Source organism: Jatrophihabitans sp. GAS493 (assembly GCF_900230215.1).
In the GTDB taxonomy this organism is placed as follows: Bacteria; Actinomycetota; Actinomycetes; order Mycobacteriales; family Jatrophihabitantaceae; genus MT45.
Window position 1 is genome coordinate 4,081,346 of record NZ_LT907982.1, and the last position, 15,554, is coordinate 4,096,899.

The window sequence follows — 15,554 nt, forward strand, 5'->3', positions numbered from 1 at the left end:
CCGATGACCCGATGATCAGCAAGACGTGATGCGCCAACCTGGTGTGATGCGCCACCCAGATGTGATGCGCCATGTTGGCGACGACGAGCGTCGGGCTCGCCTGGGACGGCGGCACGCACTCGGTCCCGAGTCTGAAGTCGGTTCGCCCGAAGCCGTCACCCAGGCGATGACCGTGCTGCACTCCACCGAGCCCGCCACGGTCTATCTCTCCTGCTGGGCCCGCGGACGGTCGATCACCATCGACGATATCGACCGCGCCCTGTACGAGGACCGCAGCCTGGTGAAGCAACTGGCGATGCGACGCACCCTCTTCGTCTTCCCGCGCGAGCTTCTGCCGGCGGTCTGGCCCAGCGCATCGGCCCGGGTGGCCGGCACCGAGCGCGCGCGCATGTCCCGGGACGTGGTCAAGAGCGGTCTGGCCGCGGACGGCGACGACTGGCTCGACCGAGCCCGGGGCGAGGTCCTGGCCCTTCTCTGCGCCGCCCCATCGGGGTATCCGGCTACGGCGATCCGCCAGGGCGTGCCGATGATCGACCTGAAGGTGACCGGCTCCTCCGGCGAGGTCTGGTCGGCGTCACGGGTGCTTACCCATCTCGGTGCCACCGGCGACATCATGCGAGGAGTCAACGCCGGGCGCTGGAACACATCCCGTCCTCGCTGGACGCTGACGCGGCACTGGCTCGGCGAGCTCACCCCGGCCCTCGCTCCCGGGACGGCGGCGGCGGGGTACCGAGAGCTGGTGCGCCGCTGGCTATACACCTTCGGCCCGGGCACCGAAGCGGACATCGTCTGGTGGCTCGGAGCGACGAAGAGTGTGGTGCGGGCCGCTCTCACCGACCTCGACGCCGTACCGGTATCACTCGATGGCGGCGCAGTGGGTTGGCTGCTTGCGGACGATCTGGAGGTCGTGACCACCCCCGAGCCGTGGGCCGCGCTGCTGCCGGTACTGGATCCGGGCGTCATGGGGTGGCAGGGGCGGGACTTCTACCTCGGACCGCATCGCGAGCAGATCTTCGACACCCGGGGCAACGCCGGAACCACCGCCTGGGTGGACGGGCGGGTGGTCGGATGCTGGGTGCAGGACGAGGTGGGGGCCGTGCGCGTGCGACTGCTGGAGGCGGTCTCGGCCCGGGCCAACCGCGCGTTGCAGGACGAGGCGCGGCGTCTCACCGAATGGCTGGGCGGTGTCAGTATCGGCACCGTCTATCGCTCGGCGCTGATGAGATGAGTCCGACTCGAGCCACCGGTCAGCGGTGGTCGACCTTGCGGCAGATGCACTGCCTGGACATCGCGTTGAGTTGCGTCGCCTTACAGAATCGCTGACCGATCACATCGTGATTGGCCAGCGAGTGCTGGCAGACCGGGCAGGCTACCGTCGCTTCGGCCAAGACGTTCGTCGCGGTGCTGGGGTGGACGGATGTCATCGTGCGCCTCATCGCTGACCATGTGTCACGGTCGGCCTCGTGAATCGTCGATGGCGGCGCCGGCAATGACGGCCGGCACACGAAGGAGCATCAACACCCTTACCCTACGCGCGATTGGCTACCTCGATCAGTCGGCGAGAGTCAGATCAGCAGCGTCGGGCTCGGTGCGGCGGCGGGCTGGCTGAGGCGAGCGAGGTGCAGGGTGAGGTCGGCGCTCACCGCCACCTGGGCCGGGAGAGCCTTGAGGATCAGATCGAACACCTCCGCCCGCGCTGAGGCGGGCAGTTCGAGATAGGCCGAGATCGTCGACAGATGGCCAACGTACTCGTGAGCCGGCAGCGTGAACCGGCGCTCAATCGTGGATTGCCGCACGTCGCTGAACTGAACTGATCTCATCAACTCTGTGGCCGGCCACTGCAGCAGGCTCTGCTCCGGTGTTCCGTCCGGCGAGGGTACGTCGTCGGCGGCCACGAACCTCAGCTTGGCTGCGCGGACCGCCTGCTCAACGTCCGGGTCGGCGAGCCGGATCGGTCCGCCGAAGGAGGCGAACGTCCCGGACGGGTTGAGCAGTGCCGCGACCCGCGCCCAGCGTCGAACCGGCTCGGTCCAGTGAAGCGATGCCGCCGCGAAGACGAGATCGTAGGTGTTGATCAGCGGCGGGGTCAGCTGCGGGGTCAGCTGAGCAGTCAGCCGAGGTGTGAGCGGAAGGTCCTCGAAGGCGCCACAGATCGTCGCCACCGTCGGCGGGACGTGCTTCGCCAATTCGGTGAGCATCGCGGCGTCAGGGTCGGTTGCGGTGACGGCCACTCCGCGCCGAGCGAAGACCCGGGTGGCCTTGCCGGTGCCGGCACCGATCTCCAGTGCGGTCAGGACGGGCCGACCGGCGTAGGCCAGCACCGAGTCGACGACCTCGTCGGGATACCCGAAGCGATACTGCTCGTAGGCCGCAGCCACCGCCCCGAAGCGTCGTGCCCGTTCAGTCACTCAGCAATACTGGCATCGCCCGATGATGTCGGGCTGGTCGGTCTGTGATTAACGCAATGTTCTTCTGGACGCAGTCTCGCCGTGCGGGGACCCGAAATACGCTCTTCTGAATCAATCTAGTTGTCAGGAGAATCCGATGCGGGCTTCGGTCACCAGTACCCGACTGGCCGAGCAGTCTGTGCTCACGGTGACGGGTGACGTCGACTTCGGACTCGCGCCGTATGTGGACACTCCCCTGTTGAATGCGCTCGACCCCGAATCCGACTGCCGAGGCGTGGTCGTCGATCTGAGCGCGGTCGACTACATGGACTCGATGGGGCTGAGTGTTCTCGTCCATGCCGCGAATCTCGCCGCCCGCGAGCGACGCACCTTCTCACTCGTCCTCGATCCCAACCAGCGGGTCGAGACGCTGCTGCGGATCACCGGTCTCACCGATGTCTTCGCTGTGCACAGCACGCTGGCCGAGGCGCTCGGCGCTCCGGCCTGAGACGGCCACCTTCGGCCGCGTTAGAGTCGACCGTCATCGGCAATCGGCAATCGGCAATCGGCAATCGGCAATCGGCAATTGAGGGAGACCCCCGCATGACCAAGAGCGAAGCGGCGAGCAAGTCGCCATCCGAACTGATCGACGGAAGAATCGCCGACCTGGGCGACTGGCGCGGTGAGACGCTCAGCCTGCTCCGCGGCCTGATCAAGGAGGCCGACCCGGAGGTCGTCGAGGAGTGGAAGTGGCGGGGCGTCCCGACCTGGTATCACGACGGCATGCTCTGCACCGGGGAGAGCTACAAGGCGATCGTCAAGGTGACCTTCGCCAAGGGGGCGAAGCTCGATGATCCGGCCAAGCTCTTCAACTCCAGCCTCGAAGGCAACATCCGCCGCGCCATCGACTTCCACGAGGGCGACGCCGTGAACGAGGCCGCCTTCAAGGCGCTGGTGCGGGCCGCGGTGGATCTCAACCAGTCGAAGGCCTAGCCGGAACCAGCAGCCCCGAGACGGTTCCCGGCACTTCCCGGTAGCCTCCTCTCGGTGTGACTGTGGCGCTCCCCCGCAAGCCGGGTCGGCTTAAGGCCGGGTCGGCTCAGGCCGCACCGGGCACGATGCGCAGGTCCCGCACTGCTCCGCCGTCCAGCGCGGCCAGGGCCTGCTGATACTCAGCGCTGTCGTGGGCGCTGCGGGCCTGCTCCACCGACGCGAATTGGATGAGCACCGTGCGGGTCAGTTCGCCGGCCTCGTAGATCTGCTCGGGCAGGCCGCGGGCCAGGAAGGTGCCACCGGCTCCCACCAGCGCCGGCCCAGCCAGTTTCGCGTAAGCCGCGAGCTTGGCTTCGTCGATGATCTCCTTGTACGTGCTGATCCAGTAGGCAGTCATGACGTCCATCCTGCCGGAAGCGGCCAGCTCGCTCTGACCGGGCTAGCCGACCCCACGCAGCACACATCGCATCGTCGGTTCGGCGGCGAAGGTGGCCGCCGCCGTCCAGTCGGCGGTTCCGCCAGCCGGGACGCTGACCTTGGTCGTGGCGTAGTCCAGCACGGTGGCCGACGTGGTGGTGAAGAAGACGGTGATCGTCAGGATGACCTTCTTCCCGCCGGTGTTCACCGCCTTCCCCTTGGCCTGCCAGCCGCCTGGCTTGGCGGTGCAGCTCGTGATCGACACCTGACGGCGCAGCTTCACGTCATTGGGGATCTGCCCCGGCGACGGCAGCGGGTTCTGCACCGGAAGCGGGCTGGCCGAGGCCTTGCTCGCCGAGGTCTTCGCGGCCGAGGTCGGCGACTTGCTCGGGGGCGGTGTGGAGGTGGAGGAGGTGCAGCCGCAGAGCACCGCCGCGGTCGACAAGATGAGCAGAGCGGCGGTTACCTTTGCGAACACATGACTCCTAGTCGGACCGGACATGAAACGAGACTATTACCCATCCTCACCCCGCCTGCGGATCAGGCCGGCGCCGGTCAGCAGCGCTCCGAGGAGTATGGCCAGCAGGCCGAACGATATCGACGGGCCGAGGGCCTGGACTCCGGTCGTGGAGAGATGCGGTGGCGTCGTCGTCGTAGCGGAGCCGCCGCCGTCACCGCCGACTTCAGCACCGCCCACCGCCGCGCCGATCACAACGATTGCGGTCGCGGACGGCGAACTCACCGGGGCTCGGTCGCCGGGCGGGGTCGCGGTCGCGGTGGCCGTATTGACGATGTCGCCGGCGGCGGCCTCAGCCTGCGTTATCTCATGGGGCGCCGCCGAGCAGGTAACCGATCGAGTCGGGGCCAGCGCGGCGGCCGGGCAACTGATCGCCCCCGCCCGGGCATCGTGGACGACCAGGTTGCTCAGCGTCACGTTGCCGGTGTTGGTGACCACAAACGTCCAGAGGATGGTGTCGCCGGGGCCGGTGACACCATCGCCGTTGTTGTCGATCACCTGGGCTCGCTTGACCAGCTCCAGGCTCGGGCCGGTGGGGAGGGCGACGGTGGCGCTCGAAGGGGGCGAGATGACCTGGCTACCGCCGCTGCCGCCCGCCGTGGTCGCGATCACCGTTGCCGTGTTGTTCAGGGAGCCGGCGTCGAAGTCGGCCTGGGTGAGTATGTGTGGCTGATCGGCTGTGCAGGTCGTCGCCTCACCGGGAGGCAGGAGCGGCTGCGCGCAGGTGACCGCCCCGGCGACGCGGTCCACCACCGTCACCCGCAGTGTGAACGGCCCGGTGTTGGTGACCAGGAAGGTCCAGGACACCGCATCACCGACGTCGAGTGATCCGTTGTTGTTCGAGTCGGTCACGGTCGCCTGCTTGACCAGGCTGACCGACGGCGGTCCGACGAAGACGGGGATCAGCGCCGTCGACGGCGCTGAGGTCGTCGGCGTCCCGTCCGGATCCGTCGCGCTCGCGGTGGCGCTGTTGGAGATGACGCCGTTGTCGATGTCGGCCTGGGTGACCACGTAGTCGGCGGTGCAGGTAAGTGAGCTGCCCGGCGGGATGGACGAGGTCGGGCAGACCGGGGTGAGCGCCGGTCCAGCCGGGGCGGCGAGGGTGTCGGCGATGCTGACGTCGTCCAAGGTGACGTTGCCCGTATTGGTCACCTCGAACTCGTAGCTCACCGATTCACCGGCTTTCGACACCAAGGTATTCAGCGAGGACTTCACCACCGACAGCGCCGGCGCAGCGTTGGCCAGCACGGCCGCGGTAGACGAAGCGGAGTCGACGCTGGCGCCGGATGGGCCGATCGCACTGGCCACCGCGCTGTTGTCGATCCGTCCGTGATCCATGTCAGCTTGGGTCACCCGGTAGGTCGAGGTGCAGGTTACGGCCGCGCCCGGGGCCACCGGGGTGGCCGGGCAGAGCACGGTCGGCGGCGGGCCGGCCGGCGCGGTGAAGGTGTCGGCGACCGAAAGAGCGGTGAGCGTGACGTTGCCGGTATTGGTGACTACGAAGGTGTACGCGACGTCGGCTCCGGCCGCCACAACACTGGTCGGTGAGGCGGACTTGGCTACCGTCAACGCCGGTCCGGGTGGTACGACGACGTCGGCGGTCGAGGAGTTGGAGGCGACGTGCTGGCCGGCCGGGCCGACCACGTTGGCCACCGCCGAGTTGTCGACCCGCCCGTGGTCGACATCGGCCTGGGTCACCGTGTAGGTCGAGGTGCAGGTCGTGAAGGTGCCGGGTGCGAGGCTAGTCGCCGGACAGCTGATGGCGATGCCGGGGCCGGCCGGTGGGGCGAGGTTGTCGTCGATGGTCAGGTTGGTGACGCTGACGTTGCCGGTGTTGCTCACCACGAAGCTGTAGTCGACCGTCTGCCCGGCGGCGGTGATGGTGCTCGGGGTCGCCGACTTGGCCAGCGACACCGCCGGCGACTGGGTCGCGTTCACCGAGGCATTCGACGGGTTTGAGGTGACCGCCGATCCGGTCGGGTCAACTCCGCCGGCGGTGGCGCCATTGCCGACGCTGCCGTTGTCGAGGTCGGCCTGGGTGACCGCATAAGTTGAGGTGCAGGTCGTCGAATCGCCCGGCGCGAGGGTCGTGACCGGACACGATACCGCCAATACGGGAGCAGCCGGTGCGATCAGGGCGTCGGTGATGGCCAACTGCGAGATGGTGTCGTTGCCGGTGTTGGTGACCAGGAATTCATAGCTGATCTCATCGCCGACCGCCGACACGCTGCCCGGGCCGGCGCTCTTGACCAGCGACAGGGCCGGCGTCTGCGGAATGGTGACGGTGGCGACGCTGTCGTTCGACCGGACCGGGTCATCCGCCGGATCGGTGGCGGCGGCGTGCGCGGTGTTGCGGATCTGCCCGCTGTCCACGTCGGCCTGGGTGGCGGTGTAGCTGGCCAGACAGGTGGTGGTGCCGTGCGGGGCCAGGGTGGTCACCGGACAGGTGATCGGGGCCAGCGGCGGGGCGGCGGGCGAGTCGAAGGTGTCCTCGATAGCCAGCCCATGCAGGGTCACGTTGCCGGTGTTGGTCACCTGGAAGCTGTAGCCGACCACCGCGCCGGAGTCGGAGACCGTCGTCGGCGCCGCCGACTTGACCAGCGACAGTCCGGGGGCCGCCGGTACGGTGACCGTCGCGGTCGATGGGTCGGAGCTGACCACGGCGCCGCTGGGGGCCAGGCCGGTCGCGGTGGCCGAGTTGCCGACCGAGCCATGATCCACATCCGCCTGGGTGAGCAGATAGCTGGCCGTACAGGTGGTGCTCTGAGTCGGCGACAGGGCGGTCACCGGGCAGGAGACGGAGAGTGGCGGCCCCGCCGGAGCGGTGAGCAGGTCATCGACGGCCAGGCCGGTGATCGTGGTGTCTCCGCTGTTGGTCACCACGAAGGTGTAGTTCACCCGGTCACCGACGGCCGTCTCCGTCGTCGGGCTCGCCGACTTCTTCAGCGTCAGGGCCGGGCTCTGGCTCACCGGAACCGACGCGGTCGAGTCGAGGGAGGCGACCGGACTCCCGTCCGGTGCGGTGCCGGCCGCCGTGGCGTCGTTGTCGATCGACCCGTTGTCCACGTCGGCCTGGGTCGTCGTGTAGCTACCGGTGCAGAGCGCGGTGGCGTTGGGGGGCAGCGGCGCGGTCGGGCAGGCCACGGCCAGGGCCGGCCCGGCCGGGGCGTGCAGATGATCGGAGATGGAGAGGCCGGTCAGGGTCACGTTCCCCGTGTTGGTAAGGGCAAAGTCGTAGTCGATCGGTGCCCCCACGCCGACGACCGGGGCGGTGTAGATCGCCGACTTCACCAGCGCCAGCTCGCGGATCTGGGTGACGGCGACGGTGGCGGTGGCCTGCGCGGAACTCACCGGGCCGCCGCCGGGTGTGACCCCGTTGGCCACCGCGACATTGGTGATCTGACCGCGGTCGAGGTCGGCCTGGGTGACGGAGTAGGTCGCGGTACAGGTCGAGGTCTCACCGGGCGCAATTGTCGCCGGGGCGCAGGCAGCCGGCGCCGACGCGCTCAGCAGTGGATCGTCGATGGCCAGCGAATTGACGCTGACGTTGCCGGTGTTGCGCACCTGGAAGCTGTATTGAATCGACTGGCCGAGGCGCTCGACGCTCGTCGGATCGGCCGTCTTGGTCAGCACGAGGGAGGCCGACGGGTTGATGACGACCGTCGCGGTGGAGGGGTTGGAGGTGACCACGCCGTCGCTGGGGTCGAGGCCGGTGACAGTCGCGGTATTGCTGATGACGCCGTTGTCGGCATCCGCCTGGGTCGCCAGGTAGGTGGCGTTGCAGGTCGTGCTGGCCAGCGAGGCCAGCGTGGTCTGCGCGCAGGTCACGCTCAATTCAGGACCGGCCGGCGCGGCGAAGACGTCCTGCACCGCGAGGCCGTGGATGGTGACACTGCCTGCGTTGGTCACGATGAAGCGGTAGACGATCTGGTTCCCGGCGGTGGCGATCTGAGCCGGGGTCGCGGTCTTCTGCAGCAGCAGATCCAGGCTCGTGTTGGCGATCACGATCGCCGTCGACGGGTTGGAGGACGCCGGATTGCCTTGCGCATCAAGGCCGTTGGCCGTCGCTGTGTCGGTGATGGTGCCGGTGTCGAAGTCGGCCTGCGTCGACACATAGCTGGAGAGGCAGGTGGTCGAGGCGCCGGGGGCGAGGATGGTCACCGGGCAGACCGCGGCCGAGGCCGGCCCGGCCGGGCTCACCTGCGTGTCGAGGATCGTCAGGTCGGAGATGGTCACGTTGCCGGTGTTGGTTACCGCAAACGCGTAGGTGACCGACTGCCCGACCGTGTCGATGCTCCCCGAAAGCGCCGACTTGATCAGCAGCATCGCCGGGTTCTGGGTAGCCGTCACGATCGCGGTCGAGGGTGCGGAGGTGACGGGCTGCCCCTGCGGATCGCTACCACCGGCGGTCGCGGTGTTGTCGATACCGCCGGCGTCGATGTCGGCTTGGGTGGTGGTGTAGTCGGCCGTGCAGGTCGTCGAGGCGCCCGGTGCCAGCGACGTGACGCTGCAGGCCGGGGCGGCCGCGCCGGCGAACATCGGATCGTCGATGGCGATGGCCCCCACCGACACGTTTCCGGTGTTGGTCACGGTGAAGGTGTAGGTGAGGACCTGTCCGGGCTCGGTCACGGTGCTGCGGGAGACCGATTTGACGAGCGTCAGCTCCGCGTTCTGGGCCACCGTCACCGTGCTGGTCGACGGCGGCGACGTGATCGTCAAACCCGCCGGAGTCTGCGCGCTCGCGGTTGCGGTATTGACGATCGAGCCGTGGTCGATGTCGGTCTGGGTCGCGGTGTAGGTGGCGCTGCAGGTGATCTGCGCAGCGGGCGCGATGCTTCGCTGCGGGCAGCTCGCGATGACCGGCGGCCCGGCCGGGGCGGCCAGCGTGTCGTTGATCGACAGCAGGGACATCGTCACGTTGCCGACGTTGCTGACCACGAAGGTGTAGGTGACCGGTTGCCCGGCGGTGGTGATCGTCGCCGGCGACGCCTTCTTCTCCACGCTCAGCGCGGGGGTGGCCGGCACCGCGACGATCACGGATGAGGGCGGGGAGGTGATCGGATTCCCCGACGGGGTGAGCCCGGTCGCGGTGGCCGTGTTGGTGATCGACCCGCTGTCGATGTCGGTCTGGGTGACGACGTAGGAGGTGGTGCAGTCCGTCGCGGCCCCCGGAGCAAGGGTGGTCGCTGCGCAACTGATCCCGGCGCCGGTCGGGACGGCGGGGGGTGCGAACAGATCACCGATCGCCAGACCGCTTACCGTCACGTTGCCGGTGTTCGTGACGTGGAAGGTGTAGGCGATCGTGGAGCCCGCGGTCGTGACGGAGGTCGGGTTCGCCGTCTTTACCAGGTTGAGCAGGGGGGTCGCGTTCCCGGTCGCCGTTGCCGTCGCCGGTGGTGCCGTGACCGTGGCACCGCCGGGACCAACTCCGGACGCGGACGCAGTGTTCTGCACCGATCCCGCATCCAGGTCAGCCTGGGTCACCGCGTGGGTCGCGGTACAGGTCGTCTTGGCCGACGGGGCCAGGGTGCCCGTCGCGCAGAGCGGAGCGTTGGCGCCGGTGAACATCGGGTCGGTGACGGCAAGGCCCGCGATGGTCTGGTTGCCGTTGTTCGTCACCGTGAACGTGTACGTCAGCACTTGGCCGACGGTGTCGTAGATCGTCGGGCTGACCGTCTTGGCCAACTTCAGGGACGGGGCGGCGGCAACGGTGACGCTCGCCGTGGACGGGTCGGAGACGACCGGACTCCGAGCCGGGTCCAATGCGTTGGCGGTGGCCGAATTGTTGATCGAACCGTTGTCGATATCGGCCTGGGTGGCGGTGTAGGTCGCGCTGCAGATGGTATTCGCGCCCGGCACGAGCACGGTGACCGGACAGGCGATCGGCGCCAATTGTGGGCCCGCCGGGGCGGCGAGCGTGTCGGCGACGGCGAGGTTGGTCACCGTCACGTTGCCGGTGTTGGTCACCGCGAAGGCGTAGGTGACGCTCTGGGTGGCCGCCGTGATCGTCGCCGGCGAGGCCGACTTGGTGATGCTCAGCGAAGCCTGCTGGGTGACGCCTACGGTGGCGGTCGACGGCGGCGAAGCAACCGCATTCCCGGCTGGGTCGATGGAGTGGGCCGTCGCCGAGTTGCTGATCGAGCCGTTGTCGACGTCGAGCTGGGTGACGCTGTGGCTGGCCGTGCAGACCATCACCGCGCCCGGCGGCAGCGATGAACTGGGACAGCTCACGGACAGCGCCGGACCGGCCGGCGGGGTCAACGAATCCGTGACGCCGTTGGCGCTCAGGGTCACGTTGCCGGTGTTGCGAATCGTGAAGGTGTACTGCACGATCTGGCCGACCGCGGTGACGGTGGCCGGTGTGGCCGCCTTGAGCAGGCTCAGCGACGGCCGCGGCGGCACCGCGACGGCCACGGTGGCCGGCGGTGAGGTGATGGGTGCACCATCGGGCCCAGTTCCGCTCGCCGTCGCGCTGTTGCCGATCGTGCCGTTGTCGACGTCCGCCTGCGATGCGGTGTAGGTGGCGGTGCAGGTCAGACTGGCCCCGGGAGCCAGCGCCGTGGCCGGGCAGATCGGAGTCACCGGCGGGCCGGCGGGACTGCTGAAGGAGTCGGCGATCGAGACCCCGCTGATCGTGACGTTCCCCTGATTGGTGACCACGAAGGTGTAGACGACCTGCTCCCCGGCCCGGATCACGGTGGTCGGGGAGGACGTCTTGGCGACCGACAGCGCCGGCGACTGGTTCACCGTGACGAGGGCCGATGAGGAGTTGGAGGCCACCGAGGTGCCGGCCGGATTGGCGCCGCTGGCCACCGCGGTGTTGGCGATCGAGCCGTGGTCCACGTCGGCCTGGGACGCGGTGTAGGTCACCGTGCAGGTCGTCGTCGCCCCAGCCGCCAGCGTGGTCACCGGACAGCTCACGACGCCGGAGAGTGGCCCCGCCGGAGCGTGGTTGATGTCGGTGACGGCGAGGTGGGTGATTGTCTGGTTGCCCGAGTTGGTCACGGCGAATGAGTACGTGATGACCTGGCCGGCCTGACTGATGGTGGCCGGCGCGGCGGACTTGGAGAGCGACAGGGCGGCGTTGGTCACCGCGTTCACCGTCGCGGTGGACTGGTTGGAGGTCACCGCGGAGCCTCCCGTGGCGGTGCCGGTGGCCGTCGCGGTGTTGTTGATCGAGCCGTTGTCGAGGTCGGCGGCCGTGGTGAGGTAGGTGGCCGAGCAGCTGGTGGACCCGTTGGGCGCGAGGCTGGTGGCCGCGCAGGTGATCGGCGTCAGTTGCGGTCCGGCGGGAGCGGCGAGTGAATCGCTGATCGCGATGCCAGAGACGGTCACGTTGCCGGTGTTCACCACGGTGAACGTGTACGTAATGGTCCGGCCCGCAGTGGCGAAGGAGGAGGGGCTGGCGGCTTTGGTCAGCTGCAGCCGGGGGCTGGTGGCGGCGGTGACGGTGGCTGTGCTCGGGGCGGAGGTGACCCGGGCGCCCTGTGGGGTCGTTCCGCTCGCGGTGGCGGTATTGACGATGGAGCCGCGATCCACATCGGCCTGGGTGCTCAGGTACGAGGCGGTGCAGACCGTCGCCGCACCGGGGGCAAGGGCGGCCGCCGCGCAGGTCGGCGCATGGACGCCGGTGAACATCGGATCGTTGACGGTAATGCCGGAGATGGTCGTCTGCCCGGAGTTCGTGACGGTGAAGGTGTAGCTGACGTTCTGCCCGGGGCCGCTGATGGTGGTCGGCGATGCTGCCTTGCTCAGGGTCAGCGCTGAGGTGACGTTCACCGTCACGGCGGCGGTCGACGGCGTGGAGGAGACCGTAGCCCCGGCTGGTGTGAGCGCCCTGGCCAGCGCGGTGTTGTTGATCGAGCCGTTGTCGACGTCGGCCTGGGTCGCGGTGTACGTCGCTGTGCAGCGCACGTTCGCTCCCGGCACCAGGGTCGCCGGTGGGCAACTGACGACCAGGGCCGGCGCGGCCGGGGCGGAGAGCGTGTCGGAGACTCCCACGCTGGATAGCGTGACGTTGCCGGTGTTGGTGACCAGGAATTGGTAGCCGACCTGCTGGCCGAGGGCGGTGATGGTGGTCGGCGTCGCCGTCTTGACCAGGTTCAGCGAGGCGGTCGGGGGGATGGTGACCACCGCGGTCGAGGCCGGCGAGGTGACGGTGTTGCCCCCCGGGTCGCTGCCCTGCGCGACGGCCGAGTTCTTGATCGTGCCCTGGTCCACGTCGGCCTGGGTCGCGGTGTAGCTGGCGGTGCAGTTGGTACCCGCGCCCGGCGCCAGGGTCGTGGTGGCGCAGGTGACGGTCGGTGTCGGCCCGGCGGGCGAGGTCATCGCGTCGAGGATCGAGAGGTTGCGGATCGTGACGTTCCCGCTGTTGGTCACCGCGAAGGTGTAGGCCACCTTCTGCCCGGCCGCGGTGATCGTCGTCGGCAGCGCGGTCTTGGTCATCGTCAGCTTCGGGGACGCGCTCACCGAGACGGTGGCGGTGGACTGCGCCGAGGCGACCGCCCGCCCCTTGGTGTCGGTTGCGTTGGCGATGGCGGCGTTCTTGATCGAGCCGTTGTCGACGTCGACCTGGGTGACGGTGTACGTGGCCGTGCAGGTTGTCGCGGCGTTCGGGGCCAGCGTGCTGGTCGGACAGGTCACCGTCGGCGCCGGCCCGGCCGGCGCGCTGAACGTGTCGGTGATGGCCAGCGCGTTGAGCGTCAAGTTGCCGGTGTTGGTGACCAGGAACGAATAGGTGACCTTCTGCCCGGCGCCCGAGACGACCGTCGGCGAGGCGCTCTTGACCAGCGACAGCGATGCCCCCGGGGCCGCGGTCACACTGGCCACCGACGGGGTCGAGACGACCGCGGCGTTGGTGGGGTCCAGACCGGAGGCGGTGGCGGAGTTGGTGACCGACCCCTGATCGATGTCGGCCTGGGTGGTGGCATAGGTCGCGGTGCAGGTCGTCGAGTCATTCGGGCCCAGCGTCGTCGTCGGGCAGGTGATCACCGGAACCGGGCCCGCCGGCGCGGTGAAGGTGTCGGCGATCGAGATGCCGTGGAGGGTCACGTTTCCGGAGTTGGTCACGACGAAGGAGTAGGCGATCGACTGTCCGGCCGCGGTCACCGTCGTCGGCGCCGCCGTCTTGCGGATGGTCAGGGCCGGCGTGCGGGTGACGTTCACGGTGGCGGTGGAGGCGTTCGAGGCGACCGCTCCCCCGACGATGTCGGCGCCGTTGGCCACCGCGCTGTTCACGATGCTGCCGTTGTCCATGTCGGCCTGGGTCACCGGGTAGGTGGCGGTGCAGGTGGTCGAGGCGGTGGCGGCGAGGGTGGTGACCGGGCAGGTGATCACCGGAACCGGGCCCGCCGGCGCGGTGAGGGTGTCGGCGATCGAGATGGAGCTGATCGTCGAGTCGCCGGAGTTGGTTACCCGGAAGGAGTAGGTGACGGTCTTGCCGGCTGCGTTGACCGTCGTCGGGGTCGCCGTCTTGGCCAGGGTCAGGGCCGGACGGATGGTCGGCACCGGCACGGTCGAGGAGTTGGTCACCGTGCGGTTCAACGAATCCGCGCCGCTGACCGAAGCCGTGTTGCTGTTTCCGCTCACCGGGGCCGTCGCCGTGCAGGTGTAAGTGGTCGAGGCACCGGCCGCGAGAGTCCCGATGGCCCGGGCACAGCCGGCGGTGGTCGCGTCGGTGACCGCAACCGAGGCGAGGCTGGTGTTGCCGGTGTTGTTGACGGTGATCGTGTAGGTGACGGTCTCGCCGACGCGGTAGGCCGCCTTGTCGGCCGTCTTGCTGATGGAGATGGACGGGCTGAGGACGGTGACCACGGCCTGCCCGGCCCCGGAGAGTGCGTCGCCCTGGGCATCCGTGCCGGAGACGTTGGCGACGTTGGTGAAGGTGCTCGACCCGGCGACCCCCGTGCAGGTGTACGTCGTGGTGCCGTTGAGGTTCCCGATGTTCTTGTTGCAGGCCGGGGTCACCGGGTCGTTGACGACCACGCTGGTCGCGGTGCTGCCGACGACCGGATTGGTGACGCTGATCGTGTACGTGACCGTGTCCCCGGCATGCACCGTCGAGGGCGATGCCGTCTTGGTGATCTGCAGGACCGGGATGGGCACCGACATGACCAGTTCCTGGGCCAGGTAGGAGTCACCCGAGGTGCTGAAACTCAGGCTGGCCGCCGTGTCGCCCGGTTTGATCACGGTTGGCGCGACGGGGAATTGCTTGGCGTCGACCGAGAAGTTGTTGACCGCGGTGTTGGGGTAGGTGCTCTGCGCGAATGATGTGAAGAAGTTGGTGTTGGAGGCACCGGGACCGGCCGGGTCGGTCTGGGCCGTGCCGTTGATCGACAACTGATCACCGGTGATTCCCCAGTCACCCTCGTAGGCCACCACCCCGACCGTCGCCTGCCCGCTGACCCGGAACCCCGAGATCGATGTGGTCGTCGGCGAGTCGGTGGAGTTCTGCCGGACATGCCCGTCGTAGACGAAGACCTCCCGCTTGGTCGGCGCGTTCACCGGGTCGGCCGCGGGGTAGGAGTAGACGAGTACGAGCGACCAGCCGCCCATGCATCCGAAGCCGGCCGGCGTCCAGACATTCGCGGTGGTAATGGTCAGCGGGGTGCCCGTCGGGGCGTTGGCGAAGGAGGGCGTCACGTTCGCCGCCGCTGAGTAGAACTGGGGCTGGTTCACGGCGACGTTGCTGATCGTGTCTGCCGTGTAGCGCCCGGCGCCCACCGCGATCGTCGGGTTGGCCCCCACGGTCAGCTGCACCGGCGTGGAGGCGGCGGCACCGGGCGGCTGCACCGCGCTGGGCGAGTTGCTGGTGTTACAGCGCGATGTGACGGTGGAGTTGGTGCCGGTTCGGAAGACACCCGTGTCACCGGCCCAGAGCAGCCGCGCGTAGGCGATCGATGCCCCGGTCGGGATCGTCAGCCGGATGCTCGAGGAGTTGAACCAGTTCTTACCCGTGTCGGCGCCGGTCTGGGTCATATAGAAGTTGTCGTTGACGCCGCTGCTCTGGGTGCCGCTACGGGTTGTTGCCGAGGTGCAGGCGGTGTTGCCGGCCGGACAGGCGAGGTTGGCGTTGCCGGCCAGCAGGGCGTCGCCGTAGACCTGCTGATCGAAGGCGAGCGAGAGGGGCGCCTCGACGGCGGCCTGCGCGGCGGGCGCGAAGCCGACACCGAGGCCGACGGCCAGCGCGGTGACGAGCAACGCGGCGAGAAAGCGCCGAGAACGTGCGAACTGCACCGATG

General features: G+C 68.7%; 8 protein-coding genes. 3 read left to right on the plus strand and 5 right to left on the minus strand.

The window, feature by feature from the left end; all coding sequences use genetic code 11:
- The first annotated feature begins 64 nt into the window (after positions 1-64).
- Positions 65-1,228 (plus strand): winged helix DNA-binding domain-containing protein, encoded by a 1,164-nt coding sequence (locus CPH63_RS18770; protein WP_096304302.1) that lies wholly within the window; start codon positions 65-67, stop codon positions 1,226-1,228.
- 19 nt (positions 1,229-1,247) lie between these two features.
- On the opposite strand, the gene CPH63_RS22450 is transcribed toward CPH63_RS18770, so the two are convergent.
- Positions 1,248-1,424, minus strand: coding sequence for an RGCVC family protein (locus tag CPH63_RS22450; protein ID WP_157749651.1), 177 nt, complete (start codon positions 1,422-1,424; stop codon positions 1,248-1,250).
- A 141-nt stretch (positions 1,425-1,565) separates the two neighbouring features.
- The gene (locus tag CPH63_RS18775) at positions 1,566-2,408 is read right to left on the minus strand and encodes a trans-aconitate 2-methyltransferase (protein ID WP_096304303.1); all 843 of its coding nucleotides are present in this window, start codon (positions 2,406-2,408) and stop codon (positions 1,566-1,568) included.
- A gap of 136 nt (positions 2,409-2,544) precedes the next feature.
- Between CPH63_RS18775 and CPH63_RS18780 the strand changes: the two genes are divergently transcribed.
- Together CPH63_RS18780 and CPH63_RS18785 are read left to right on the plus strand one after the other, a co-directional pair.
- Positions 2,545-2,895: an STAS domain-containing protein gene (locus CPH63_RS18780; RefSeq protein WP_096304304.1), complete on the plus strand. Its 351-nt coding sequence runs from the start codon at positions 2,545-2,547 to the stop codon at positions 2,893-2,895.
- Positions 2,896-2,990: 95 nt separating this feature from the next.
- Entirely contained in the window at positions 2,991-3,380 is a 390-nt protein-coding gene (locus tag CPH63_RS18785) for a DUF1801 domain-containing protein (protein ID WP_096304305.1), read from the plus strand.
- 106 nt (positions 3,381-3,486) lie between these two features.
- Here the strand turns inward: CPH63_RS18785 and CPH63_RS18790 are convergent, their stop codons facing one another.
- The 3 genes from CPH63_RS18790 to CPH63_RS18800 are packed head-to-tail and all read right to left on the minus strand — an operon-like array spanning position 3,487 to position 15,549.
- Positions 3,487-3,777, minus strand: coding sequence for a DUF1330 domain-containing protein (locus CPH63_RS18790; protein ID WP_096305283.1), 291 nt, complete (start codon positions 3,775-3,777; stop codon positions 3,487-3,489).
- A gap of 42 nt (positions 3,778-3,819) precedes the next feature.
- Positions 3,820-4,275 carry a hypothetical protein gene (locus CPH63_RS18795; protein ID WP_096304306.1) on the minus strand — a complete coding sequence of 152 codons (456 nt, stop codon included), beginning with the start codon at positions 4,273-4,275 and terminating at the stop codon, positions 3,820-3,822.
- A 36-nt stretch (positions 4,276-4,311) separates the two neighbouring features.
- Complete coding sequence (locus tag CPH63_RS18800; protein ID WP_157749652.1) at positions 4,312-15,549, minus strand: DUF11 domain-containing protein; 11,238 nt, start codon at positions 15,547-15,549, stop codon at positions 4,312-4,314.
- Positions 15,550-15,554 lie beyond the last annotated feature (5 nt).